The sequence below is a fragment of the Streptomyces sp. NBC_01808 genome (assembly GCF_035917395.1).
Lineage (GTDB): Bacteria > Actinomycetota > Actinomycetes > Streptomycetales > Streptomycetaceae > Streptomyces.
Window position 1 is genome coordinate 3,238,253 of record NZ_CP109072.1, and the last position, 26,618, is coordinate 3,264,870.

Below are 26,618 nucleotides of genomic sequence, written 5' to 3' on the forward strand. Positions count from 1 at the left end.
TCCAACTCAACTTATACGTTCTACAGAGTAGGGAACACTCGCGGGGGGCCCGTCGAGAAGCGCGCCGATCGGCTGGTCCGGTTCGGCAAGCGCCGCGGCCAGGGTGGCCATCAGGTCTGCCTGCCACCGACCGGCGGACTCCGTGTCGAAGGCGTCGGCGGCGAACTCGATCTCGCCGACCAGGCCGGTCGGTTCGTTGCGCGCCGTCCAGGTCAGTGCCGTCTTGGCCGTTCCGGAGTGCACGAAGTGCTCGACGACGGACAGTCCCGCGATGCCGTCAAGGCTGTCGAGCGGCGTGGACTGGAACCCGAACATCGCCTCAAAGATCGGCGGGGCGCCGGCTCGGGAGCTGCGTGATGCCCCGTCGGCCGCGTCGGCGAAGGGCAGATCCTGGTTCGTCAGCGCCTCGGCCATCGCCGCGTCGACGTCGGCGATCACGTCGCGGAAAGTCATGGCCCGCTTCAACCGGGCTCGCACCGCGACCGTGTTCACGAGGTAGCCGATGATGTCCTCGGTACCTGGCCGGTTGCGGCAGGCGACCGGCAGGCCGACCACTGGCTCGTCCGTGCCGATCGCACGGCTCAGGGCGAGGAAGAAGGACGCGAGCAGGACCGTGTACGGAGTCGAGCGGCACTCGCGGGCGACGCGCGTGACCGCCGCGGTGTCGATGGCGGCGGGCGGCAACTGCAGCGCGAAGCCGGACGTGCCCACGCGGGCACCGGCGGCTCGACGCGTTCCCAGAGGCGCGGGCTCGGGGGCGCCGGTCAGCTGTGCCGACCAGTACGCCCGCTGTGCCGCCGCCTCCGGTCCCGCCAGCCAGCGTTGCTGCCACACGGCGTAGTCGGCGTACTGCACGGCCACGTCCGGCAGCGGTCGACCTTCGTAGAGTGCCGTGAGCTCCTTCCAGAACAGGGCCAGCGACCAGGCGTCGAACACCGCGTGGTGCACGTCGAGCAGCCACAGCCACTCGCCGTCACACGTGAACGCGGTCGAGCGGAGCAGCGGTCCCGTGCTCAGATCGAAGGGAACCCCGGCCGCGACCTGGGCGCGGTCGGCGGCGTCGTCGAACTCGCTGGCGCGGACGACCTCGGTCCGGACGGGCTCGGCGGGCCGGATGTGCTGCCACACGGTGCCGTCCTTCTGGACCAGCACCGTCCGCAGGGCCTCGTGCCGGGCGACGATGGTGGTCAGGGCGGCGTCCAGGCGTTCGATGTCGAGCGGTCCGCGGATCCGGTAGCAGACTGGGATGGCGTACAGGGGCGCGCCTCGGTGCACTTTGTCGAGGTACGCGAGGGCCTGCTGACCACGCGACGCCGGCTGCCACTCATCGCGGCTGGCGGCCGGGACGATGGCGTGCCCGGCGCCGCGCAGCCGCGTCACCGACGCGGCGATACCGGCGACGTGCGGGGCCGCGCGGAACTGCTTGAAGGTCAGCGCCACACCGGTCACCTCGGCGACCCGGCTCAGGATCTGTATGGCCTGCAACGAGTCCCCGCCAGCGGAGAAGATGTTGTCGTGCCGGTCGCTCACCGGCGCACCGAGGACGTCGGCGACAACCATGGCGACAGCGCGTTCGAGCGTGGTGGCGGCCGCGTCACCGAAACGTCCGGCTCGTGCGCCGCCGACCGGCGGCAGGGCAGAGCGCGACACCTTCCCGTTCAACGGCGAACGCGGGATCCTCTCCAGCAGCACGATATGCGTCGGCAGCGCGGATTCGGGCAGCCGCTCGGCCAGAAGGGTCCTGATCCCTTCCTCCGACACGTCGGTCCCGGCCTCGACGTACGCGACGAGGGACGACCCCACGGGCGGGTTCTCGACCACGACAGCCACGGCGTCGCGCACGCCGTCGATCTGGTGCAGGACGCTCTCCACCTGACCGAGTTCCACCCGCTGCCCACGGATCTTCACCTGGCGGTCGGAACGGCCGAGGAAGGAGAGCGTGCCATCGAGCGCCCGGGCGGCGCGATCGCCGGTCCGGTACATCCGCGCACCGGGCGCGCCTTGCGGGTCCGGCCGGTAGCGGTCGGCGGTCATCGCCGGAGCCCGATAGTAGCCGCGCGTCACCGGCGGACCGCCCACCCACAGGTCGCCGGGCTCGCCGTCGGGCACCGGCCGCAGCTCGTCGTCGAGGATGTACAGTGCCGCCTGCGCGAACGCACGGCCGAGCGACACCAGGGCGTAGTCCGAGCCGTCGGAGCCGCCGACGCCGTCGCGGGCGGGATGGTGCAGAGCGACGCTGATCGACGTCTCGGTCGGCCCGTAGTCCGACACCCAGTTGATCCGTTCCGCTCCCGGAACGCCGTACCAGGCCGTCAGTTTGTCGACGAGGATCTTGTCGCCGCCGATGAACACGGTCCGCAGGCTCGGCGGCAGGCTCACCACGCCGGCCACCAGGTCGTCGACCCACAGGTGCCAGTAGGCGCTCGGCAGGCTGACCATCGTCACCGACAGCCGCTCGATGAGGCTGGTGAACTCCCAGGGGGTGAACTTGCTCTGTGCGGGCATCACCACCGCGCCGCCGGCCAGCCACGCCGGGAGAATCTCCTCGAGCGCGGCGTCGAAGGCCATCGCCGTGGACTGCAGCGAACGATCCTCCGGACCGAGCGAGAGTTGGTCGCGCAGCGCCCGCGCGTGGTTGACGAAGCTCGCATGCGCGGCCGCGACCAGCTTGGGCTTACCCGTCGAGCCCGACGTGAACACGCAGTACGCGAGGTTCTCCGGGTGCGGCTCCACTGACGGCAGGGCTGTGGGCGGGCCGGAAAGGTCGAGGCCGTCGAGGTCGATCGTGTGCACCCCGGCGAGATCCACCGCGACGGGACCGTTGCCGATCAGCAGGGTCACGCCGGCGTCGGAGACCATGCCCTCGGCGACGTCGCGTGGCAGCGACGCGTCGATGGGGACATACGCCCCGCCGGCCTTCCAGATCGCGAACATCGACACCAGCAGCAGCGGCGACGGCTGCATGCTCACGCCTACCAGACGTTCTGGCCGGACACCGAGTTCGACGAGCAGGCCCGCGAGCACGCTTGCCCGCTCATCGAGTTGGCGGAAGGTGTAGCTCCCGCCGTCCCAGGACACCGCCACCGCGTCCGGGGTCTGCTCGGCCTGCGCCTCGATGAGCCGGTGGGCCAGGTGCGACATCGGCTTCACAGGTAGGACCGCAGCTCACCACGACGGCGGACGTCGGTCGTCGCGCAGTGGAACGAACCGCCGAAGCTGTTGAAGTTGCGGAACGGGCAGGGAACCGGGGTGATGCCCCAGCTCTCGGCCAGTCGCTGCATCGGCACGTCCTGTGCCTCCACGAGCATGTGCTCCTCGTCGATCATCAGCACGTTCATGTTGAGCCACTTGCTGGTCATGTACAGCGGGTGGCTGTCGGGGATGACCGGCGGTGGCGCGGACCGCACCTCCCAGTCCTTCAGCAGTTCCGGCACCTCCCTCACCCGCTCCGGCTGTATGAGCAGCTTCCCGGGAGCGAGCGGCACCAGGCTCGCGTCGATATGCATCGGGTGGTCGTCCTCAAGCGTTACCTCGTGGACGCGATAGTCGTCGCCGAGGTGCCGGCGCAGCCATTCGATGCCCATCCCGTTGGTGACGTGGCTGCGCTGGGCGAAGATGTCCCGGCCGAAGCGCATGAAGTCGGCCGCGTCGAAGGTCGGCTCATACTCTGTGATCACCGACCGGAACGGCTCGCCATCCGGCTGGTCCGTCCAGTCCTCGGCGTACAGCTCATCGTGCAGCTCGGGCTTCGGCGCGGAGGCCCAACGCGCCCCGCGCTGGAAGTACTCCTTCAGCAGTGGCCGGAACGCCGACACCGCGTGGTGCCGCGACCGCCACGACATCGGCGCCTCGATGATCTCGTCACCGACGACGAGCAACAGGTCCCGCGGCATCGCGTCGTACAGTCCGGTGCTCGACCAGCCGGGAACGCCGTAGGAGGCGGAGTGGTCGCGAGGCTCCGGCCGACGCACCACGACGCCCATGCTCTCGAGGATCTCCGCCAGCTGATCGAGCTCGTCGCGCGCGGCGGCCACCTCGTCGGCCGGGAACGGCTGCCCGGCCCGCTGTCGGAAGACCTCACGCTGCTCGGGCGACAGCGGCGCGCCGACGGCGACATGCCACGGGGGAAAGTGGGCGTTGTCGACGATGCCGACGATGACTTCCTCGAGCGGATCCCACTCGTTGTAACACTTGACGGGGCCTGACGTCGCGGTCACGGTGCCGTGTGGATGGTCGAGGTCACGCACTGCGGCATCTGTCCGGTCGCTGGACAATCTGGTCCCCCTCCGCTGATGGACCCTCAGGTCGTCGATGAGTCTAGCCGCAACGCCCGGTCGGATGATCACAAATCGATCACCTAGGACCGGCGGGCTCGGCGCATCTCGCCGAGTGGGACGGTGGATCCGGACAGCACCCGCTCCACGGTGGCCGCCAGGTCCGCCGCGTACGGCGCGAGGTCGCTGGCCTGCGACACCTCCGAGATGATCTCGAACCCGGCGCTGTGCTCCTCGACGGTCACCATCGCCGGCCGGGGCATCGCCCGGCGCGGCATCGCCACTGGTGCGGTCGCGAACCCGAACAGGTCCTCCTGGCCCTCGTGCGCGTAGTCGAATGCGATGAGAGCGGCGGGAATCTGGCGGTAGCGCCGGTCCTGCAGCAGGCGGTACAGGCCGGCTGTGGCGTTTGAGGTGTCCACGAGCTGCGTCTGCACGTCCAGAGTCACGTCCGCCAGGCTGCGATCACCGGGAAGCTCCACGAGGACCGGTAGCTGGTCCACGCAGAAGCCGACAAGTGGCTTGTCGGCGTAGTGCGGTTGCCCGGTCCTGTGGGCCACCACGATCGCCTGCGGGGCCCCCGTCAGCAGCGACGACGCCACCGCCACGGCCGACAGCGCGGCGGTGTGCATAGTGGACCGGCCGGCGCGCGACAGGCCACGGAGGTCCGCCAGGCTCTTCTCGGAGAACGAGTCCACCCGGGTGACCGGCACGAACGGCCCGGTACCTTCGACCATTCGGCCCGCCGTCCAGAACTTGTCCAGCCTCGGCCGCCACAGCGCGGCGTTCGCGCCGAACTGCGAGTCCTCCTCGGCCCGCTTGAACCGGGCGTACTCCAGGAAGCCGGCAGGGGCCGGCAGGGCCTGGCTCGTCGCGTCACCCAGGTAGCAGGCCGACAACTCCCCCCACAGGACCTCGAACGACCAACCGTCCACGACCGCGTGCGGCGCGGTCGCCTGAAGGAACGAGGCGTCGCCGGTCCGAACGAGGTGGAACTGGAACAGCGACGGGACCGACATGTCGACCGGCCGCTTCGCGAAACGGTCGAGGAGCGCCTCGATGTCCTCCGGCGACGCGTCGCTCATGGTGCACGTGGTCAGCTTCGGAACGGCGTGGGCGACGCAGTTCTGCGTCGCGCCGTCCTGGTCGAATCCGATCCGCATCGCCTCGTGCCGTTGCGAGACCGCGGCGATGGCGGCCGCCAACCGCTTCTCGTCGATCGCGCCGTCGATCCGGCGCACGTCGGACATGCGGTACGAAGCCTCGCGCTCGCCGCCCAGTTCGCTGCTCATCCACAGCAGCTTCTGGCCGTCGGTGAGCGGAGCCTCGCCGACGACCGGCGAAGGGGCCTGAGGGCCCGGTGGCCGAGGTGACTGCGGCCGTGCGGGTGGAGCCGCTGCCCTGGTTCCCGGCCAGAGGCCGCTCGCGGCGATCTCGGCCGCGGTGTCGGCGACGGTCCGCACGATCCGCTCGCAGTCCGCGTCGTCGTGTGCGGCGCTGAGAAAGCAGGTGCGCCCCTCCCACACGTACACGCCACGGCTGAGCAGGCCGAGGAAGAACATGTCCTCCGCTCGCTCGGAGCCGCCGACGTTGATGCGGAACAAGGACGAGAAGTTCTCGACCGTGACCGGAAAACCGTGCGCGGCCGCGTGTGCATTGATCGCCTCGGCCATATCCGTGGTCCGCCGGGTGAGGTCGGCCTGCAGCCGCGGCGACTCCTTCCTCAGGTGTCCGACCATGTGCTGCGCGACGGCCATCGCCATCGGCTGTTTGCTGAACGTTCCGGAGAACACCATGCTCGGTCGTTGCGGCAGTCCGGCGTCTCCCTGCCGCCAGCGACCGCCGTCGATGGGCGCCATGAATTCCGCGTCGCCCGCGATGACTCCGATGGGCATGCCGCCACCGATGACCTTGCCGTAGGTGACCAGGTCCGGGCGGACGCCGAAGTATCCGGCCGCACCGGCCGGGTGGCACCGGAAACCGGTGATGATCTCGTCGAAGATCAGTGCGGCGCCCACGTCGCTGGTGAGCGTGCGAAGCCGCCGCAGCAGCTCTGCGGGCTGGTAGCCGGGGCGTCGGCTCTGGACCGGCTCCACCAGCACCGCCGCCAGCCGTTCGCCGTAGGACTCGAGAACGGGGATCGCCGACTCGTCGTAGGGGACGGCGATGACGTCCTGGACCATGCCGGCCGGCGTGCCCCGGCCGAGGGTCGTCGTCTCACCCGGCAGCCCACCGGCCCGAGGAGCGACCAGCACGCCGTCGAAGGTGCCGTGGAACGAACCGGTGAACACCGCGAGCAGGTCTCTCCCGGTCTTGGCGCGAGCCGCGCGCACCGCGGCCATGACCGCCTCGGTGCCCGAGGTGGCGAAGCCGACCCGGTCGACCCCGGTCAACGACGCGATGCCGCGGGCGACGTCTCCCGCGGTCGAGGACTGCGGGCCCAGCAACAGTTCGGAGGGCTCGAAGGAGCGCAGCGCCCGTGTCACCGGCTCGGACGCGTGTCCCAGCATGGTGACGCCGAAGCCCATGCACAGGTCGAGGTACTCGCGGCCGTCCACGTCGACGAAGTGCGAGCCCTCACCTTTCACCCCGACCACCGGGTAGCTCACCTCGCGGCGGCCCGTGCGCAGCGAGAACACCACGTTCCGCTGATCGACGAGCGTGTACCGGTCCTCCTCGGTGACTCGTTTCGACACCGGGGTACGCCTGAGCCACTCCTGCTCCTCCTCCGTCGGGAGCCCGGCCGTCTCATCGGGCCGGCGCTCGGGCTCGGACCGCGGCGCCGGCGCGCGGACCTGCGCGGGAGCCGGAGCGAGGGCCGGCTCTGGAGCCGGGGCGGGCACCGCCGCGGCGCCCGACGGGCGCCAGCTCGCCGGCACGAGGTCGGTGAGGTGCTCGGCAAGGAGGGCGGGCGAATCCCGCTCGAAGTACAGCAGACGGACGTCGACGGCGACCTGGAACTCGGCCGACAGCGCGTCCGCAAGCTGAATCAGCAGGAACGAGTCGTACCCGACGTTGATGAAGGACGTGCTCGGCGCCACCTCCCGCAGCGGGAGCCCCACCAGCTTCGCGACAACCTGCCGGATGCCCACTTCGACGCTGTCGCGGTCGGCGGTCCGCGGAGGCTGCGCCGACAGTGGCTCAGGCTGACCGGAAGCGGGAGCCTGGACTGGTTCCGCCGGCATGGGCTCGTGCCCCTCCTCGTTGCTTGCATGAGCGTGGTCCCCGTCGACGCCGTCCCGGTCGAACGCGTAGGTGGGGGCGTGGACGACGACGGTCCGCGCGCCGTCCGCGCGGCGCTCGGTGGTGGACGCGAGCGCCCGGTCGTGCCCGGCCGTCCAGGCTGTCGCGAGCAGCCGGGCGCGCGAGCTCGCGTCGAACCCAGTTTGCCGCCCGGTGGTCATGGCCACCGCGTCGGCACCGAACACGTCCTTGACGAACGGGGTGACGCCCGTGCCCGAATCCAGGACGACGGCCAGGTCCGCGCCGTCCGCGTGCAGCGTGCGCAGCGCGTCACCGAACCGGACCGTCCGGACCAACTGGCCGGCCCAGAATCCGGGGTCCCGGGCGGTCGCCTCGTCGATCGGGCCGCCGATCGTCGGCGACGTCAGCCGCAGTGCCGGGGACCGCAGGTCGATCTGGGCCCAGATCGCGGTGTACTTCTCGATGAACGGCTCCAGGACCGTGCTGTGAAAAGGGTGCGCGACCGGAATCCTGACCGAGGCGACCTTCGCGGCCCGCAGCTCGGCCGCGACCGCCTCGATCGCGAGCGCCTCACCGCTGAGGACGCAGTCCCTGGCACCGGGCACGATCGCCAAAGACACCCGATCGCTGAGGTACCGGGCCGCGGAGTCCTCGGGCAGCCGTACCCGGATCATCTCCCCGGGCGGAGCATCCTCCAGGATGCGGGCACGCTCGGTGAGCACGGTCGCGGCATCGGCCAGGGTGAGCACTCCGCCGACCACACCGGCGGCCAGCTCGCCGATGCTGTAGCCGCACAAGGACTTGGGCTGGATGCCGTCGGCGAGCAACGATCTCGCGATCGCGACGGATCGGACGAGCATCGCGAGCTCGGTGATCCTCGGCGTGGAGGCTTCCCCTGCTCCGGTGAGCAGGGCCGCCACCAGTGGCCGGTCCTCGACCGCCAGGCTCGACAGGGCCTCCGAGAACGAGTCGGCGAACCCGTCGATCTCGTCTTTCGCCGCCGTCAGGTCACCGATCGTGCCCCCCTGCCCGGGGAACACGAGAACGGTGTGAGGGCTCTTCCTCGCCCGCCGGGCCCCCGTCCGCCACGTGCTGATCTGCTTGTCATGCCTGACCACGACGGTGGCCTGCCGGTGGGCGAGCACACGCCGGCCCGTCGACATCGTGTGGGCGAGTCGGCTCAGGCGGTCCGGGTCCTCGGTGGCGAAGTCCGCCACGCGGTTCATCGTTCTCTCGGCGCTGCGCGCCGAGGCGGCACTGACCGGGAGCACGTACGCGCCGTCGACCGGCGGGTTCGCCGGCTCGCGCACCGGCGCCTGCTCCAGGACGACGTGCGCGTTGGTACCGCCGACACCCATCGAGCTGACCCCGGCTCGTCGCGGACGTCCGTCGTCCGCCCAGGACATCACGTCCGCCGGCACGAACAGCCTGGAGCTCGCCGTGATCCTCGGGTTCAGCCGCACGAAGTTCGCGACCGGTGGGATCCGGCCGTGGCCGACGACGAGCGCGGCCTTGATCAGTCCGACGACGCCGGCCGCCGCACCAAGATGGCCGACGTTCGCCTTGACGGCGCCGATTGCGCACCGCGCGCCCTCGGCGCCGAGGGCGCGTTCGAGGCCCGCCCATTCGACGACGTCCCCGACCTCGGTCGCGGTTCCGTGGGCCTCGATGTAGCCTATGTCGCCCTTTGCCACGCCCGCCGCGGTCAGCGCCGCGGAGATGACCTGGCTCTGCTGGCGCACACTCGGCGCCGTGAACCCGGCCTTGCGCCTGCCGTCGTTGTTGATCGCACTACTGCGGATGACCGCGTGGATCTCGTCTCCGTCGGCGAGCGCGCGGTCGAGTCGTTTGATCACCACCGCGCCCGCCCCGCTCGCCGAGATCGTGCCGTTGGCCGACGCGTCGAACGGACGGCATCGGCCGTCCGCGGACCAGATGCTGCCCGGCTGGTGGTAGTAGCCCACCCGGTGCGGGTGCTCGACGTTCACTCCCCCGGCCACGGCCACGTCGGAATCACCGGACAGCACGCTCTGGCCGGCGAGGTGCAGCGCGACCAGCGAGCTGGAACAGGCGCTCTGCACCGTCAGGGACGGACCACGCAGGTCGAGGGCGTAGGCGATCCGGGTGGACAGGAGATCGTGGTCGATCAGCGACACCCAGTTGACCGCCTCCGACGACATGAGCGGTCTCGTGGCATCGCCCCACCGGGGGTCGCCGATGCGCTCCAGGACCGGGATCGGCGAGCCGGCGCCACCAGCGGCGAACAGACCTATCCTGCCGGAGTGCCGCAGCGGGTCGCAGCCGGCGTCCTCCAGGGCCTCGAGGACGACCTCCATCATGACGCGGTGGTTGACGTTCACAGCCTGGGCTTCACCGGCGGTGATGCCGAAGGCGGCGTTGTCGAACTTGTCGTGATCCTCGAGCGGCGCGGCCACCGGCACGTAAGGATGTCTCACGTCCGGGGGAAGGACGATCCCCTCGCGCCGGCGATCCTGCTCGCTGACCTCCACCATGCCTGTCGCGCCGGCCTCGACGTTGGCCCACAGCGCACGGTAGTCGGCGGCGCCGGGGACGCGGCACGCCATGCCCACGATGGCCAGCGGCTCACGCATCCGCCTCTCCCCGCACCCCGTCCGTCCGACGGTCGACCAGAGGCAGGACCTCTGTGATGCCGAGCGAGTCCATCGCCGTCTCGGAGTGCGTCAGTAACATCGCCAGGATCTCCTGATACGCGTCGCAGTAGTCGCGGGAGAGCTGGGGCGAGTAGGCGCGCAGCGCGTACTGCCAGTCCAGCGCGATGCCGGCCTCGGTGATGTCGCAGACGACGCCGAGGTCGAAAGGACCCTGCGAGGTGCGCGCGACCCGCTCCGACAACGTGCCCTCGCCAAGGGCCAATCCACCGCTGGCGCCGGCGGAGAACGTCGTCCGGACCAGTTCGGTGCCGGCAGGCGATCCGTCCGCTCGCCACAGATCCGCCACCTTGCTGAACGGCAGGTCCTTGTTGTCGATTGCGTCCAGCAGGTTCATCGAAACCTCGTGCATAGCTTCGGCGAACGTGCCCGACAGGTCGATCCGCGAGCGCGTCACGGCCATGTTCGTGAGCATTCCCACGGTGCGCGCGAACTTCGGGGTCCGGCAGCTCGTCGCGGTCCCGGCGCACACGTCGCCGTCGCCGGTGGCGGCGGCGATCATGACACTCATCGCGCACAGCAGAACCGAGAACGGTGTCGACCCCGCGCGGCGCCCGTACGCCACCACCTGGTCGGCCAGCCCATCGTCGAGCGTCGTGGACAGGAGTGTCGTGGACAGGTCGCCGTTGTCCGGCGCCGCCGGATTCCCCACTGCTGCCCGGGAGTCCCCGGGCAGGACGCTTCCGCCGGCTCCCGAGAGCCCTTCGACCCAGGACTTCAGGTCGTCGCGGGAGATGTCGTCGGCGAGGGCCGTGAGCTGGTCCGTCACGAAGGCGGCGTATCCCGGTGTGACCGGCGCGAGCTCCGGCGTCGTGTCCGCGCGGGCCGAGCGGTACAGCTCGCCGAAATCGTCGACGACGAGCGCCATCGAGCTGCCGTCGCAGATGATCTGGTGAGCGGAGAGGACCAGTCCTGTCCGCCTGTCCGACAGGAGCACGGCGGTGAGCCTGATCGCCGGCCGGGCGGTCAGGTCGAACGTCGCGTTCGTCGCGTCGGCGATGGCGCGTTCCAACCGCTCGGCCTGCGCGGTCCCGGACAGCTCCCGAAGATCGAGCACCTCGACCGGGGCGTGCGCCGGATCGGGGCTGACGATCTGCGTGACGGTGCCGTCCACCTCGCGGAATGTTGTTCGCAGGGACTCGTGGCGGCGCGCCGTCTCGTCGAGGGCGAACGTGGCGGCTGCGACGTCGAAGGCGCCGTCGAAGAGATAGACCTCCGGCATGATGTACGCCGTGCTCCGGGGGTTCTGCCGCCAGAAACGCCAGAACTGCTCCTGGAGTGGACCGAGCGGGAAGATGTGTTCTCCCACCTCCGTGCTCGTCAACTGACGTCCCCGATGAGCTTGCAGAGGTTCCGCGTGGTGCGCGCCTGGAAGAAGTCCCGCAACCGCACCCGAACGCCGAGCTCTTCGCGGATCTGGGCCAGGATGTTCAGCGAGTCCAGCGAGCCGAGGCCCAGCGTGAAGAACTCGTCGTCGAGCGAGCACCGGGCATCCGTCATCGACCGTACGATCGCGATCACACGCTTCTCGACCTCGGTCATGGCGGACTCGTCGGGCTTCTCGTCCTGGGCTCCGGTCTCCGCCGGCTTCACGAGTCGCGCCAGCGCGGGGATATCCACCTTCCCGCGTTCGGTCATCGGCATGGACTCCACGCGCTGAACCACGGCGGGCACCTCGTAGCCGGGGAGCTCGCGGGCCAGGTGGTCCCGAATACTGGCCTCCTCCCCCGCTTCGGCCACGCCACGATCACCGACGTAGCAGGCGACGAGTAAGGGGGTCGGGGAGTCGCGGTCGACGAACGCGACCGACTGGGCGACAGCGGGGTGCCGGTTGAGGACCGTCGATATCTCGGACAGTTCGATCCGCCGGCCGCTGATCTTGACCTGGTCGTCCGATCGCCCGTGGAAACTGTAGGTGCCCTGCGGCGACACCTTCGCGAGGTCGCCGGTCCGGAAGAGCCGGGAGCCCGGCGGACCGGAAGGGTTCGGGATGAATCGCTCCGCGGTCAGCCGCGGATTGTTCAGGTACCCGCGCGCCACGCCAGAGCCGCCCACGTACAGGTATGCCGGCTCGCCGTCGATCGCCGGGTCGAGCTCGGCGTTGCCGTAGAGGTGGATCTGCGTCCCTGGCAGGGGTTCGCCGATCGGCGCTTCCAGGAACCCGTCGTCGACCACCCGACCGCCCGTCGCCGCGACCGTCGTTTCCGTGGGGCCGTACTGCACCACGACGCGCTGGCTCGCGGCCAGTTGGCGCACGACGCCGTTGGGCACCGCCTCGCCACCGATGAACGCCAGTCGCACGGCGGAGTCGCCGGGTACGTAACCCGCGGCCAACAGCCCGGAGTACCAGGACGGCACGCCACTGAGGACCGTGACCTTGTGCTCGGCGATGCAGTCGATGTGCTCCTGCCACGAGCCCTCGGTCAGGTCCGGCGCGACGACAAGCTCGGCGCCCGCCGCGAGGAGCAGGACGGGCCGCAGCGACGCGTCGAAGGCGAGGTCGGCCGAGAGCAGCACCCGCAGGTCGACCTCGTCGTGCACACCCGGCTGCTTCATCAGGTCGCGAAGGTACCGCGCGTAGTTGTCCAACGCGCCGAACTCGACACAGACCGCCAGCGGGGTACCGGTGGAGCCGGACGTGCAGATGACATAGGCCAGATTGCGCTCGGTCGCGCTCGCCCCGTCGATCCGGGCACGGCCTTCACGCAGACGTCGGACACGAAGCCCTGATTCACCCGGTATGCCACCGTGCGCCTCGCCGTCGGACGCCTCCAGAGCAAAGGTCGCGACCTCGGCGAGGACGAGCTCACGCCGCCGCTCGGGCCACTTCACGTCGACCGGCAGGTACGCCGCACCCGTCATCCAGATGCCGAGCATGGCGATGATCGAATTGCCGCCCCGGGGCAACACGGTTGCCACCACGTCTTCCGGGCCGACCCCCTGCGCGCGCAACTGATCGCTGAGATCGGTCACCTTCGCCATGAGTTCGCCGTAGTCGAGCAGTCCTCCCCCGGAGCGCACCGCGGGTCGGCGCGGTTCACGTGCGGCGATGTCGCCGACCTGTTCCAGTACGGACAGTCCACTCACGAGGCAGGCCTTCCCCTAGGTCGCGAGGTTCCGGGCGGCGAGTCGTCACAGGAAACCCACGATACAAAATCATCCCCCGCTGGCCGGACGGTATGCTGCCGCACGGATCAACACACCGAAAAGGAGCCCCTCCCGCCATGCGACGCATCCCCGAGCTAGGCGCGGGCGCGGTCGACCATCGCTCGGCCAGCAGGTACCTACTGTGGCTGGTCGGGCGTCAAAAGGCCAGCACCGCCTGGGGGATGGTGACTTCCGCGGTGTGGAACGCCAGCCAGGCATTCATTCCGGTCGCCATCGGCCAGTCCCTGGATCGGGGCATCGCTGGCCGCGACAGCGGCGACTTGATCTTCTGGTCCGGGGTCATCCTCCTGCTCGGCGTGGTGAGAGCGGCCGCGGGGATCGCGTTCTACCGGCAAACGGTCGTCAGCCGCACCGTGTCCGCCGGTCTGACCGTCCAGGCGGTCACGCGGCACGTCACGAAGCTCGGCGGCTCGCTGTCGCGAGGGCAGAGCGCCGGCAACCTGACCGCGACGGTGACGTCGGACGTGACCACGATCGGCAACGGGCTGCTCCACGCCGGCCGGGTCCTCGGTTCGATCGTGGCCGTCATCGTGGTCACCATCTTCATGCTCACGATCTCGGTGCCGCTCGGGCTGATGGTCCTGGTGATGGTTCCCGCGCTCCTCGCGCTCAGCGGACTTCTGCTGCGTCCCCTGTACCGGAACCAGGACGAGTACCGGTCTCAGCAAGGACGGTTGGCGGCCAGGGCCGTCGACATCGCCTCGGGACTGCGGGTGCTGCGCGGGGTCGGCGGCGAGAGGCAGTTCTCGACGGCCTTCCACACCGATTCCGCACAACTGCGGGCCGCGGACACCGAGGTGGCACGGGCCGAGGCGAATCTCGAGGCGGCGCGCATCCTGATGCCGGGCCTGATCGCCGCGATCACCACCTACGCCGCTGCTCTCTTCGCGCTCGACCAGCAGGTGACGATCGGCCAGATGGTCGCGTTCTACGCGTTCGCGGTCTTCCTCGCCCTCCCCCTCAACGACATCATGGAAGGCGCGAAGCAGGTGACCCAGGCGCTGGTCTCCGCCGGCCGTGTCACGGCGCTGCTGGACACCGAGGCGCCGGACCGGGCGCGACCGGCGGTGGCCACCGGGACCAACGGCGCGGCCCACCTGGTCGACCGGACCTCGGGACTGGAGGTCCCACCGTCGACGTTGATGGCGGTCGCGTGCGCCGAGCCGTCCTCTGCCGAGCTGATCGCCCGACGGTGGGCGCGCTTCGAGAGCTCCGGCGATGTCACGTTGGACGGCGAGCCGCTGGCTTCGCTGCCGCTGTCCGTCATACGTTCCCGGGTGCTGCTGGCGCGCAACAGTGACCGGTTCTTCGGCGGGACCATCACGCACGAGATCGCGCCGACCGCCTCTCCGGAACAACTCGCGGCCGCGTTCGAGGTCGCCTGCGCGGCGGACATCATCGACTCGCTCCCGGACGGCTCCGACACGCGGATGCGTGGGCGAGGCAGAACGTTCTCGGGTGGCGAGCTGCAACGTCTGCGACTGGCCCGCGCGATTCTGGCCGGCGCCGAGATCACCCTGCTCGTCGAGCCGACCAACGCCGTCGACGCCTACACCGAGCACACCGTCGCGGCCAATCTGGCCAAGTACCACGAGGCTCTCCCGGACGACCGAAGCACGGTCGTGTTCACGGTGAGCCCGTTGTTGCTGCAACATGCCCGGCAGGTCGCTTACGTCGTCGATGGTCGAGTGGTCGCCACGGGGTCGCACAAGGAACTGCTTGCGACCCATTCCGACTATGGGGACCTGATCAGGCGCGACGACGCACTGGAGGCCGGCCGATGAACGCGCGCACGCTCCCCGTCGCCAGCGAGAAGACGGTCCGCCGCTTTGTGTGGACGCTCGTGCGCGGCCACAAGCGAGAGCTGGCACTGGTGCTGGCGCAGTACGGGTTGGCCGCGACCAGCGGTCTGGTCGGGCCCAGACTGCTGGGCACCATGGTTCAGGCCGTGCGCGACGGCACGACGGCAGGCCACGTGACGGTCCTCGCGGGCGCACTGCTCGGCTTCATTCTGCTGCAGGTCTTCCTGATCGGCGTCGCCTTCCGTTCGGCGGGCAGGCTCGCCGCGACGGTCCTGAGCGAGATCCGCGAGAAGTTCGTCGACGATGTGCTCGAGCTTCCCCTCGCCGTCGTCGAGACATCCGACGACGGCGATCTGGTGACGCGCGCGTCACGCGACGTCGACATGCTGCGGCGCACCATGCAGTTGGCGGTACCACAGGTGACCGAGGCAGTGGTGTGGATAGTGCTCAGTGTCGGCGCTCTCCTGCTGGTGTCGTGGCAACTCGCGTTCGCGCTGCTGGTGATCGCGCCGCCGCTCGTGCTCGTCAACAGGTGGTACCTGTCCCGCAGCTACGCCGCGTACCTGCGCGAAGCCGAGGCATCGGCACGCATCACCGAGGGCCTGAGCGCCACCGTCGCGGGAGCGTCGACCGTCGAGGCGTTCGGCCTGGAAGCCGACCGCATGCGCCGCACCGGCCAAGACACCCGATCCTGGTACGGCGCCGTCGGCAGGACGCTGCGATTGCGGACGGTCCTCTACCCGGTCGAGGAGTTCCTCTTCGTCGCGCCGCTGGCCGTGGCGCTGCTGGTCGGCGGGTTCGCCTACGACCATGGCTGGGTCAACCTGGGCCAGGTCACCGCCGCGACGCTGTACATCCTGCAGGCGATGGTTCCCCTCGAAGTCCTTCTCGACTGGGTGCCCACGCTCCAGCAGGGAAAAGTTTCGCTGGCGCGTCTGCTCGGCGTCGTGGACACGGAGACGAAGCCGGCACCGAAGAGCCCGGACAGCGTCATATCCTCGGCTGACCTGTCCACGAGTGCCCTTCGGTTCGGCTACGAGGACGGGCCGGACGTACTGCACGGGATCGACCTCACGGTACGGCCGGGCGAGCGGCTCGCCATCGTCGGTCAGACCGGGAGCGGCAAGTCGACGCTCGCCCGATTGCTGTCCGGGGTCTACTACCCACGTGCCGGCAGCGTGCGCATCTCCGGCGTCCCGTTGCACGAGATTCCGCTGCGCGAACTGCGCCAGCACGTGATGCTGGTCACCCAGGACCACTACGTCTTCGGCGGCTCGCTCCGGGAGAACCTTGAGATGTCCACCTCCCGGGCCGGTCGGGACGTGCGGGCGCAGCCCGACGACCTCGCGCTGTGGACGGCGCTGGAAACGGTCGGCGCGAGCGACTGGCTCGCCGAACTTCCGGAGAAGCTGGACACCGCGGTCGGCGCAGGCGGGGAGTCCCTGACGGACGCGCAGGCGCAACAGCTTGCCCTCGCCCGGCTGTTGTTGGCGGATCCACCGGTGGTCATTCTCGACGAAGCGACCTCTCAGATAAGCCCGGGACCGGCCCGTAGCCTTGAGCGGGCGCTCGCGACCGTGCTGGAGGGTCGCACGGTCATCGCGATCGCGCACCGTCTGCACACGGCCTACGACGCGGACCGGATCGCCGTCATGGAGCACGGGCGGCTCGTCGAGATCGGTTCCCATCAGGACCTTCTCGACCAGGGCGGCACCTACGCCCGGTTGTGGTCAAGCTGGCTCTGACTCGGCATCTTCAAGCCGAGAATTGCAGTGGGAAACGAACTCCTCGATCGTTGCATACTCCAACAATTCAACGATGTCCGTCTCGATGCCCAGGACCGACTTCAGTTCGTCGACCAACTTGACCAGCAGAAACGAGTTTCCCCCGACATCGAAGAAGCTGGTGACCATGTCGATCTCGGAGACATCCACCCCGATCACGTCTGCCCAGACCTGGGCAATGTCTCCTTCGTGCACCGCCATCGTCGGCAACCTCCTACGCATCGCGTCCCGGTCGGGGCTCAGTCACGAATGTAGCCGTAGCGTCGGGGTGACCCCTCACCCGGCCTTCCACTCCCGACACTCGACACCGTCGCATCCTACGCCGGTGATCACCGTGTGTCGCCGGGTTGGTGAGGTGCCCTGGTCCGGACCGGTTGCAGGGCTTCCTGGCGCGGGCGACCTGGGACGCCGACGAGCTGCGCGACCGAGTGCGGGCCCACGCGGTCGCGGCCTTGGCAGGCCGGATCGAGAACGCTCCGGTCAGGGTGTACCTGAGCTACGGCTCCCGGTGAGGTCGTACTAGGTCACCATCGTTCTTTCTGCGCCCTGGCCTCATACAACAGGACGGCCGCCGAGACGGAGACGTTGAGCGAGTCGGCATGGCCGAGCATCGGCACGAACACCCGTTTGAAGTCGGGCTGGTTCCATGCCTTCGGGATCCCGTACTTCTCGGCGCCGAGAACAATCGCCGTGCGACCCTTCCCGTAATCGTGCTGCCGATAGTTACGCGAGTCTCTGGTATCGCTGAGGTAGACGTCGACGTCCCATGCGCGCAGCCAGGCCACGGCGTCCTCGATCTGGTCGAACTCGACAATGGGCGTCGTCAGCAACATTCCCTGACTGGCCCGGAACACTTTCGGATGCGTGAGTCGAGTGCGACGGTTCGTCAGCACCAAGCAATCACCGCGACAGGCGTCGAAGGTGCGGATAAGGGTGCCAAGGTTGCCGGGGATCTCCATGCCATCGGCGATGACCACCAGCGCGTTCGGCGGTAGCTGCACCTCCTCCGGCGTATACCTCGGGAGGGCCGCAAGTGATACCAACCCATCCGGCCGGTCTCGCTCGGAGATGCGCTCAAGCGTCTTCGCTGATATCTGGTAAGCCGAATGAGCGCGGTCCATGAGCTGTTCGGCGCGCTTGCGGGCCTCATCACCGTAAGCGGCTTCCGGGCACCAGAAGAACGCGTCAACCTCCACGTCATTGTCGAGCAGCAGGTTGTGCGCCCACAGACCTTCAGCGACGAAGAGCTTGTGCGGGTTCGGTGCCGAGTTCCTTTGAATCGAAATGATCTGGCGAATCCGCGGGTGCTGCGCCCCGATATGTTGCAGTTTCACCATTGTCCTGTCGCCACTCCATCGGTGTCGGAATGGCTCATGGTAACGCAGCGTCCACAACGCCAACACGCAGTTCCTCGCTCGGCACACCGCCTCCCGCGCGGTCGCCAGCCGCACGAGCGGGTCCGACCGCTCGGTGACCGACGCCGCCGCCACCGTGAGGGCTCCTTCGTCGTCGTGGCATCCAACCAGTCTGACGGGCGGTCACAACCCGTTCGAGCTCGCCGCGATGGTACAGGGCCTGACCGGAGGGCTGAGTGCGCTCACAGTCACCCTGATGCGGTGTTCATCACCCTGAAGAAATCGGGAACCCGGGATACCCGGGATCATCCGCCGCGGTGAAGGCGAGCATGCGTCGCTGTTCGCGGTCAACGTCGCGCGTCCAGACCGCCGACGGCTTCTTCGACCGGGTCCGCGAGCACGGCGTGCAGGTCTTCACCACATCCGGCAGGGCCGAGGACGAGCGCCGGTCCACCGAGTACCGCACGCTGACCACCATCCTGCTGCGACGGGCTGCCCGGAGACCTGTTGTCGCCGGCTTGGTCCAACCGCTGTGCTCGACGTGTGACTGGTTGCGGGCACTGCTGGCGGGTGGCTGAGGAGTTGCTGACTGTGCGGGAGGTCATGGCCCGGCTCAAGCTTGGGCGCCCCGTTGCGAGGTATGAAGAAGGTAACGGGCAGCCGCGACCGGGCCGTCACCGGTCGACCGGCGGAAGAAGGGAAGGCTTCGGACCAGACAGCCTCGACACCATCTACGTGCGCGATCTGCAGATCTGCGTGCTGCCCGGCGAGGCTCCGCCGGGCGAGGACGGCGTCCGCGCCGCCGCGGCCACCGCCGTCGATCGCTTCTTTGCCCTCACCGCGAGCCCCCAGGTCCGGCCCACGGGCAGGCGATGACCCGGTCGTCGGGAAGGCGGCGGTGGCGTCGCGGGCGGAGCCGGTCGGTCGGATGCGGCCGGACCGGCTGTTGCGCTGCCGACGGCGGCCTCGTTCGCGTACGGTCATGGTCATGGCGATGACGCGAACGCGATCGTTACTCGTGCCGGCCGCGCTGCTCGCCGTCGCGCTGACCGCGTGCGGGGGCTCGGACGACGCCGTCGGCCGGAGTGACCGAAGTGAGGAGCCGTCCTCCTCGTCCGCCGCCCCGGCCCCGAGCGCGACCTCCCACGAGGCCGTATGCGTGCGGCTGATCACCTACTGGGCTCACGACCAGCTCAAACCCGGCGGCGGCAGCCAGTCGGACTACCAGCAGAAGGGCCTGTCCGACGGGCAGAACACGATCCTGCTCGATGTCGTCGAGCAGGCCAGGGAGGAGCGGCGGAACAACGGCGACGCCGCGGCCCGGAAGCTGGTGGAGCGCGAAGTGAAGAAGCGCTGCGCGGAGCGGTACGAGGGCGAGGGCTCCGACGACCCGGCTGCCGGCTGGCCCCAGTAGCGCGGCGCTGCGGATCGCCGCGGGCCGCGGCCCGGTGGCTCAGGCCGCCGCCGGGTCCGGGGCCGCCGCGGCCCGGGCCGCGGCCGTGCCCGCGTACAGCGAGCCCAGCACGGCACCGGCCGCGATCAGGAACGTCAGCGTGTAGCTGACCCCCGCGAGCGCGCCGCCGATCAGCCCGGCCAGGCCGATGGCCACGTCGAAGAACGACGTCACGGCGCCCAGCGCGGCGCCGCGTTCGGACTCAGGCGCGGCGTCGATGGTGAGGAGTGCGAGCGCAGGATAGAGCAGCGTGAAGCCGCCGCCGGCGATCAGCGCGCCGAGCGCGGCCAGCCACAGGTCGGACGCGAACGCGATCAGCACCATGCCCAGCGCCTCCACCGACGCGGAGAACACCACTACCGGCAGCGCGCCGACCCGGTCGGGGATCCGGCCCGCCACCACCCGCACCGTCACGTACGCGACGCCGAACGCGCTGACGACGACGGACCCGTGGGCCACGCCGCGGTGCGTCATCGCCAGCGCCCCGAAGCCCGCCACCATCGCGTAGCCGAAGGAGCCGCACGCCAGCGACACCCCCGGCAGCACGGCCGAGCGCGGCAGCAGCTTGCGGGAGACCGCGGCGCCCCGCTCCACCCGGTCGGTGAGCGCGAAGATCACGCAGAATGCGACGGCCGGCAGCGCCGCGACCGTGGCCCACACCGCGCCGAACGAGCCCGCCCGGTGCACCAGCTCGCCGAGCACGGGGCCGAGGGCGAAGCCGCTCCACATGGCCAGCCCGTAGAAGCCGACGATCTGCGCCCGCCGGTCCTGCGGGGCCAGCGCCACCGTCCACAGCGACCCGGCCATGAAGAGCATCGCCTCGCCGACGCCCAGCAGCACCCGCGCCGCGTACAGGCCGGGCAGGCCGAACGGCAGCGCGTACAGGCCGGCGGTGGCCACGATGAGCACCGCGCCGAACAACATCACCCGGCGGCAGCCGGTGCGCTGCGCGAGCTGCCCCGCGTACGGGCGCACCAGCAGCGCCACCACGCCGGAGACGGTGAAGGTGACGCCCACCTCGAACGCCGAGCCGTCCAGCTCGTCCGTGACCAGCTTGGGGATGATCGGGATCACCATGCCGACGGCGGTGAACGTGCAGAGCAGCGCGGCGATCAGGCCGGCGAAGGTGCGTGCCCACCGCTCAGTCATCTGCCCCTCCCGGGACCACGTGGTAGAAGTGCGTCGGCAACTGCAGGGCCACGCCCTCGTAGACCTCGGCGCACACAGCGGTGCCGGGCGCCGCGAAGGTACCGGGCGGGGGCTCCGCCACCTTGATCACGGAGTGGCCGGCCTCCAGCAGCCGCGCCGCCATCGCGAAGTCACCGACGATCGCGTGGCCGGGCGCCACGTGCCGGTTGCGGCAGATCATGACCTTCTCCCGGGCCAGGTCGGTCAGCAGGCTGCCGGAGCCGACCAGCTCGCCGTAGTAGTCCCGGGGGTTGACGATCATCGCGTGCCCGGTGCCGCCGGTCTGCTCGATCTCGTCGAAGGCGGCCAGCACCCCCTGCACGTACGAGCCGGAGTACGGTAGCGGCGCCAGGTCGGGGTGGCGCAGCAGGTCGACGGTGAGCGCGCGGTTCTCCGCGGTGCCGAGCCGCACCATCAGGCGGCGGTCGACGAACGACGCCAGCGCCTCCGGCTCGTCCGCGAGCCGGTCGGGAATCTGCACCCAGCCAGCGATGGGCGCGACGCCGTACGCCGCCGTGGCGAAGCGGAAGTCCGCCTCCCGTAGCCGCTCGCCCGCCGTGCGGGGCGCGGACCCGCCGGGCCGGGACTCGAACCAGGAGACGAGCGCGCCGGTGTCGACGCGCTGTTTGCGGAAGAGGTTGCGCACGGTCAGCCGGGGGCGGTCCACGGTCGGCTGGAAGGCGTCGCTGAGCGTGAAGTCGAAGCGGACCTCCGCCGACGCCGGGTCGGTGCGGAAGGCGTGGGCGAACTGCTCACCGGGGGTGGCGGTGCGGATCTCGGTCGCGGGCATGTCTCTCCTCCTGTGCCGGGTTTCAGAGGGCGTGTTCGACGAGCCGCTGGTAGTAGGGGAGATGGTGGTCGTAGTACGCGCGCAGCCGCGGGTCGTCCTCGACGGTGACCTGGTGCCGGGAGCGCGGGGCGGTGAAGCCGGAGCTGGCGCTGGCGTCCAGGTGCCAGCGCCGGTTCTGCCGCCACTGGGGCAGTTCACCCGGGGCCCAGGTCAGTGCGGCGGGCAGGAAGGGCAGGCCGACCGCCGCGCAGTACGCGGCGACCGTGCCGGCCGGGTCGGCGAGCAGCCGCTCCGCGGCGACGACCACGGGCCGGACGCCAGTGGTCTTCCACGCCAGGTCGAACAGCGCCCACTGGTGCTCGTAGCCGACCTCGCCACAGGCGAACTCCGGCTTGACGGCGTGGTGCGAGGCGATGGTCGCCGCGGGCTCGCGGACGATGAACGTGTGCCGGAACCCGGCGATCGACCCGGGGTGAGCAAAGAGGTGGTCGTAGCGGTACTCCAGCGTGTCCTTGAAGAACACCGGGCCCGCCGCGCCCAGTTCGGCCAGGTGCGCGAGCAGCGCTGCGTACGACCGCACGGTCGTCGTGCCGCCGCCGGGGCCTGGCAGCGCCACCTCGCCGTGGTCCGTGAGCAGCACCAGCGGCTCATGCACCACGGTGACGTCGCCGCGCTCGGCCATCATGCGCAGAAACGCCGTCGACACCGAGCGCGGGTGCGCCCACAGGGCGATGACGCCCGCCCGCGCCCCCGCGCCGTCGCCCCCGCTCACATCGACCACGCCGTGGGCCGCCGGTCCCATCGGTGCCGGCGCAGCTCGGCCAGGAGCTCGGCGTCGAGCGGCGGGGCGTCGGAGACCGCGACGTTGGCGCGCACGTGAGCGGGTTTGCGCATGCCGGGAATGACCGTGCTCACGGCCGGGTGGTGGAGGATGAAGCGCAGCGCGAGTTCGGGCAGCGTCATCCCCTCGGGGAGCACCTTCTTCAGCGCCTCCGCCCGGTCGACGGTGGGGCCGAGGTTGTCCGGGCCGAAGTAGACCGCGCGCCAGTCGTCTTCGGGGAACGCCGTCTGGCGGGTGAGGGTGCCGGTCAGCCCACCCTCGTCGAACGGGACCCGGGCGATGATGCCGATGCCGTCGCGCTGCGCGCGCTCGAACAGCTCGTCCTCCGGCGCCTGGTCGAAGATGTTGTAGATCACTTGGACGACGTCGACGAGGCCGGTGTCGAGCGCCCGCATGCAGTTCTCCGGCTCCCAGCGGTTGACGCTGATGCCGAAGCCCTCGATCACGCCCTCCGCCTTGAGGCCGGCGACGACCCGCTGCCAGCGTTCGTCGCCGGCCCAACTGTCCTCCCACACGTGGAACTGCAGCAGGTCGATGCTGTCGGTGCCGAGGTTCTCCAGGCTGCGGTGCACGTACTCGCGCACGTGGTCGGGCGGGAAGACGTCGTCGAGCGTGTCGTCCTTGCCGGGCGGCCACTCGCGGTTGCGCGGCGGCACCTTCGTCGCGGTGTAGAGCCGCCGCTCGGGGTGGCGCTTCAGCAGCGCCGCGAGCAACTGCTCGCTGACCCCCCTGCCGTAGACCCAGGCGGTGTCGAAGAAGGTGCAGCCCAGCTCCACCGCCAGGTCCAGGCAGTCGGGCGCGACGTCGTAGTCCCAGCCGGTGAAGCCGCCGGGGCCGCCGCCGATGCCCCACATTCCGTAGCCGATCTCGCTGACCTGCCAGCCGAGCCGGCCCATGGTCCGATTCCGCACGAGTTCCCTTTCGTCGCACTTCCGTTCGGTTCCGTCGGGTTGCCTGTGGTACGTCCGGCCCGGCCGCCGCGCCGGCCGGGCCGCTCTCGCTGTCAGCCGGTGAGCGTGGCGCGGTAGGCGGCGAACGCCTTGTCGAGTGGGCCGTCACGCAGCCCGTGGCGCTCGTCCAGCGCCGCGCACCCGGCCCTGGTGAACAGCCGCGGGTTGTCGACGAACAGCCCGGCGAAGTCCGGTGTTCCGTCCGCCCCGGTGGCCGGGAGGGAGGTCAGCACGGCGTGCAGCAGGGCGGAGGCCGACCGCTCGTCGGCCTCGGCCGCCGCGGCGAGCGCGGCCATGAACTCCCGCGGCGGCAGCGGGGGCGCCCCGCCGTCTGCCGCGCCGCCCGGGGACAGGCCGCCGTCCGCCAGGTCGACGCTCTCCGTGCGGAAGACGTGGTAGTCCGCACCGGTCGGCCCCTCGGCCAGCCCCGCCGCGAGCCGGGCGGCCGTCTCGTCGACCGGCGTGTAGTCGGTGCGCATCGGCACCGCGGGCCGTACCCCGGCCTCGTGGATGGCGGACAGTAACAGGTGCGTGAGCGCCCGCGGGTTGGGCACGCCGTTGTCCGCGGCCGGCATGATCTCGCCGAGCCGGTAGACCGTGACCGGCGCGCCCAGCTCGCGCGCCCGCAGCAGCAGCTTCTCCGCCACCAGCTTGGAGCGGCTGTAGCCGCTGACCGGAACCGTCACCCGCCGCGGGTCGGTGTCCTCGCCGAGCGGTGCGCCGGCGTGCAGCGCATGCCGGTCGAGCGTCCCGAGGGTGGACACGTGGTGCAGCGGCTTCGGCCGGCCGGCGAGCGCGAAGCGCAGCGCGTGGGCGGTCCCCGTGACGTTGGCGGCGCGGTGGTCCCGGTAGCCGAGCAGGAAGTTGACCAGCGCGCCGGCGTGCAGCACCGCGTCGCACTCAGCCGCGTACCGTTCCCACCGCCGCGCGGGCCAGCCGAAGCGGGGCAGGGCGAGGTCGCCGGCGCGAGCGTCCAGCCGCTGCCCCAGCGACTCCTCCCACAGCCCCTGGGCGCGCAGCGCGGCCACCATCCGGCTCCTGGCCTGCGCGTCGCCGCGGGCGCGGACCAGGCACACCACCCGGGCCGGCGTGCCGTCGAGCAACCGGTGCACCGCCCGGGAGCCGACGAAGCCGGTGGCCCCGGTGACCAGCACAGTACGCGGCGGCAGCACCGCGGCGGCACCGGCAGCGCGGGCCGCCGCGTGCGCCAGGTCCTCCGGCGGCAGCGCGTCGCGCTCCATCAGCGCCGACTCCTCCTGCTCGTCGTCGCCGTCCTGCGCCGTACGGCGCAGGACGGCGACGACGAGCGCGGCGGGGGTGCGGTGGGTGTAGAGGTCGGAGACGGCCACCGGCACGCCGAGCGCGTCGCGCACGGCGATGGTGGCGCCGAGCGCGCTCAGCGAGTCGCCGCCGCGGGCGAGGAAGTCGTCGTCCACGCCGAAGTCCGGCAGCCCGAGGACGCCGCGCACGATGTCCGCGACGCGTTCCGCCGGCGGGTCGCCGTCGCGGGCGGCGGATCGGACGCCGGCCTCCAGCTTCTCCGCCACGATCCGGCGCAGCGCCTCCAGGTCGACCTTCCCGTTGTCGGTCAGCGGGAGCGACTCCAGGACGAAGCAGTGCTGCGGCAGGTGGATGCGCGGCAGCACCGACGTCAGGTGCGCGCGGAGCGCCGCCGGCGCGGTGCCCTCCTCGGCGGCGGCAGCCACCACCAGCTTGTTGCGCCCGCCCCGCCGCACGGTCAGCGCCTTGGCCTGGATCACCCCGGCGCACCCCTCGGCCGCCGTCTCGACCTCGGCCAGCTCGATGCGCACCCCGTCCACCTTCGCCTGCCGGTCGCGGCGGCCGGTGAAGCGCAGCAGGCCCGCCTCGTCGAACCAGCCGAGGTCGCCGGTGCGGTACAGCCGCGAGCCGGGGATCTGCGGGTACGGGTTCGGCACGAAGACCTGCCCGGTCCGCTCCGGGTCGTCGAGGTAGCCGGCGCCCATGCAGTCGCCGCCGACGAGGATCTCCCCGGTGCGGCCGGCGGGCAGCGGTGTGAGCGTGTCGTCGGCGACGACCGCGTAGCAGTTGTCGATGGGGCGGCCGAGCGGGATGCGGTCGCCCTCCTCGCCGGAGATGCGGTGGAAGACCATGCCGATCGCGGTCTCGGACGGGCCGTAGCCGTTGGTGATCTCAAGCCCCGGCACCAGCTCGCGCAGCCGGTGCACGGCGTGCGGGATGATCTCCTCGCCGCCCACGACGAGGTGGCGCAGCGACGCCACCTTCGCCACCTCCGCGGGCTCGGCCTCCAGCAGGGCCAGCAGCATGCCGAGGATCGCGGGCACGAAGTCCGTGACGGTGACGCGGTAGCGGTGGATGATCTCCACCGTCCGCTCCAGGTCGAGAAACTCGCCCTGCTCTGGGACGATCGTGCGACCGCCGGTCGTCAGCGGCCACAGCAACTGCCAGATCGCCGAGTCGAAGGTGTGCCGGCTGTTCTGCAGGACGACCTCGTCGCCGGTGGCGGCGAACCAGCGGGTCATGAAGCGCAGCCGGTTGGTCAGCCCGCGGTGCAGGTTCAGCGCGCACTTCGGCGCACCGGTGCTGCCCGAGGTGAACACCCCGTACGCCACCGCGTCCGCGCCCGGCGCCGGCACATCGGGCCCGCGTCCGCGCGGACGGATGCGGTGCGCGGCGACCACGTGCGCGCCGTGCTCCACGACGGCGGCGGTCGCGGTGAGCACCAGCCGCGGGGCGGGGTGCACGAGCACGGCGCGCAGCCGCTCCTCGGGCCAGGCGGGGTCGCAGAGCGTGAAGGCGGCGCCGAGCTTCATCAGGGCCACCATGCACAGCGGCAGTTCGAGGCTGTTGCCGAGGACGACGGGCACGACGTCTCCGGCGCGCACCCCCGCCTCGGCCAGCTCGGCGGCCAGGCCGTTGGCGAGCGCGTCGAACTCCGCGTAGGTGAGCGTGGTCTCGGTCGTGCCGCGGTAGGTGACGGCGGGGCGGTCCGGCGTGCGGCCACGCTGCTGTTCGATGAGGGCGGTCACCGGACGGTACGGGCCGTGGTCGGCCCGGCCACCGGCGAGGTGCCAGATCGTATCCGACATGTCCAGCGAACTCTCTCTCCCGGAAGGGTG

Annotated in this window: 17 protein-coding genes and 1 pseudogene; 6 read left to right on the forward strand and 12 right to left on the reverse strand. The window is 70.7% G+C overall.

Going from position 1 to position 26,618, the window contains the following annotated elements; all coding sequences use genetic code 11:
• Positions 1-6: 6 nt before the first annotated feature.
• The 5 genes from OG946_RS13825 to OG946_RS13845 form a co-directional block, all read right to left on the reverse strand.
• Complete coding sequence (locus OG946_RS13825; protein ID WP_326800242.1) at positions 7-3,141, reverse strand: amino acid adenylation domain-containing protein; 3,135 nt, start codon at positions 3,139-3,141, stop codon at positions 7-9.
• 5 nt (positions 3,142-3,146) lie between these two features.
• Positions 3,147-4,247: an amidinotransferase gene (locus OG946_RS13830; RefSeq protein ID WP_326796416.1), complete on the reverse strand. Its 1,101-nt coding sequence runs from the start codon at positions 4,245-4,247 to the stop codon at positions 3,147-3,149.
• Between the two features lie 110 nt (positions 4,248-4,357).
• Positions 4,358-10,090 carry an aminotransferase class III-fold pyridoxal phosphate-dependent enzyme gene (locus tag OG946_RS13835; protein ID WP_326796417.1) on the reverse strand — a complete coding sequence of 1,911 codons (5,733 nt, stop codon included), beginning with the start codon at positions 10,088-10,090 and terminating at the stop codon, positions 4,358-4,360.
• Positions 10,083-11,477, reverse strand: a complete 1,395-nt coding sequence (locus OG946_RS13840; RefSeq protein WP_326796418.1) for a condensation domain-containing protein — start codon at positions 11,475-11,477, stop codon at positions 10,083-10,085. The genes OG946_RS13835 and OG946_RS13840 overlap by 8 nt, the downstream gene beginning before the upstream one ends.
• An 11-nt stretch (positions 11,478-11,488) precedes the next feature.
• On the reverse strand, positions 11,489-13,255 hold the full coding sequence (locus OG946_RS13845; RefSeq protein ID WP_326796419.1) for a non-ribosomal peptide synthetase: 1,767 nt from the start codon (positions 13,253-13,255) through the stop codon (positions 11,489-11,491).
• A gap of 137 nt (positions 13,256-13,392) precedes the next feature.
• On the opposite strand from OG946_RS13845, the gene OG946_RS13850 reads away from it, so the two are divergent.
• The 3 genes and pseudogenes from OG946_RS13850 to OG946_RS36090 all read left to right on the forward strand — a co-directional run bounded on the left by OG946_RS13850 (position 13,393) and on the right by OG946_RS36090 (position 16,883).
• On the forward strand, positions 13,393-15,120 hold the full coding sequence (locus tag OG946_RS13850) for an ABC transporter ATP-binding protein (protein ID WP_326796420.1): 1,728 nt from the start codon (positions 13,393-13,395) through the stop codon (positions 15,118-15,120).
• Positions 15,117-16,001 (forward strand): annotated as a pseudogene (locus OG946_RS36085) (ABC transporter transmembrane domain-containing protein); the annotation flags it as partial. The gene OG946_RS13850 and the pseudogene OG946_RS36085, both read left to right, overlap by 4 nt.
• A 3-nt stretch (positions 16,002-16,004) precedes the next feature.
• On the forward strand, positions 16,005-16,883 hold the full coding sequence (locus OG946_RS36090) for an ATP-binding cassette domain-containing protein (RefSeq protein WP_442814615.1): 879 nt from the start codon (positions 16,005-16,007) through the stop codon (positions 16,881-16,883).
• Here the strand turns inward: OG946_RS36090 and OG946_RS13860 are convergent.
• Together OG946_RS13860 and OG946_RS13865 are read right to left on the reverse strand one after the other, a co-directional pair.
• Positions 16,869-17,123, reverse strand: coding sequence for an acyl carrier protein (locus OG946_RS13860; protein ID WP_326796422.1), 255 nt, complete (start codon positions 17,121-17,123; stop codon positions 16,869-16,871). The two genes, OG946_RS36090 and OG946_RS13860, sit on opposite strands and share 15 nt — an antisense overlap.
• Before the next feature lie 323 nt (positions 17,124-17,446).
• Positions 17,447-18,412, reverse strand: a complete 966-nt coding sequence (locus tag OG946_RS13865; RefSeq protein WP_326796423.1) for a TrmH family RNA methyltransferase — start codon at positions 18,410-18,412, stop codon at positions 17,447-17,449.
• Between the two features lie 182 nt (positions 18,413-18,594).
• On the opposite strand from OG946_RS13865, the gene OG946_RS13870 reads away from it, so the two are divergent.
• From OG946_RS13870 to OG946_RS13880, 3 genes are all read left to right on the forward strand, one after another.
• Entirely contained in the window at positions 18,595-18,855 is a 261-nt protein-coding gene (locus OG946_RS13870) for a hypothetical protein (protein ID WP_326796424.1), read from the forward strand.
• A 157-nt stretch (positions 18,856-19,012) separates the two neighbouring features.
• On the forward strand, positions 19,013-19,153 hold the full coding sequence (locus OG946_RS13875) for a hypothetical protein (protein ID WP_326796425.1): 141 nt from the start codon (positions 19,013-19,015) through the stop codon (positions 19,151-19,153).
• 112 nt (positions 19,154-19,265) lie between these two features.
• Positions 19,266-19,691 carry a hypothetical protein gene (locus OG946_RS13880; RefSeq protein ID WP_326796426.1) on the forward strand — a complete coding sequence of 142 codons (426 nt, stop codon included), beginning with the start codon at positions 19,266-19,268 and terminating at the stop codon, positions 19,689-19,691.
• Positions 19,692-19,730: 39 nt separating this feature from the next.
• On the opposite strand, the gene OG946_RS13885 is transcribed toward OG946_RS13880, so the two are convergent.
• From OG946_RS13885 to OG946_RS13905, 5 genes are all read right to left on the reverse strand, one after another.
• A complete protein-coding gene (locus OG946_RS13885; RefSeq protein WP_326796427.1) occupies positions 19,731-20,879 on the reverse strand; it encodes an MFS transporter in 1,149 nt (382 codons plus the stop codon).
• On the reverse strand, positions 20,872-21,708 hold the full coding sequence (locus tag OG946_RS13890) for a family 3 encapsulin nanocompartment shell protein (protein WP_326796428.1): 837 nt from the start codon (positions 21,706-21,708) through the stop codon (positions 20,872-20,874). The genes OG946_RS13885 and OG946_RS13890 overlap by 8 nt, the downstream gene beginning before the upstream one ends.
• Positions 21,709-21,730: 22 nt before the next feature.
• On the reverse strand, positions 21,731-22,480 hold the full coding sequence (locus OG946_RS13895; RefSeq protein WP_326796429.1) for a sulfotransferase family protein: 750 nt from the start codon (positions 22,478-22,480) through the stop codon (positions 21,731-21,733).
• Positions 22,477-23,460, reverse strand: a complete 984-nt coding sequence (locus tag OG946_RS13900; RefSeq protein WP_326796430.1) for an aldo/keto reductase — start codon at positions 23,458-23,460, stop codon at positions 22,477-22,479. Before OG946_RS13900 ends, OG946_RS13895 begins: the two co-directional genes overlap by 4 nt.
• A 92-nt stretch (positions 23,461-23,552) precedes the next feature.
• Positions 23,553-26,588, reverse strand: coding sequence for a non-ribosomal peptide synthetase (locus OG946_RS13905; protein WP_326796431.1), 3,036 nt, complete (start codon positions 26,586-26,588; stop codon positions 23,553-23,555).
• Between the last annotated feature and the right edge of the window lie 30 nt (positions 26,589-26,618).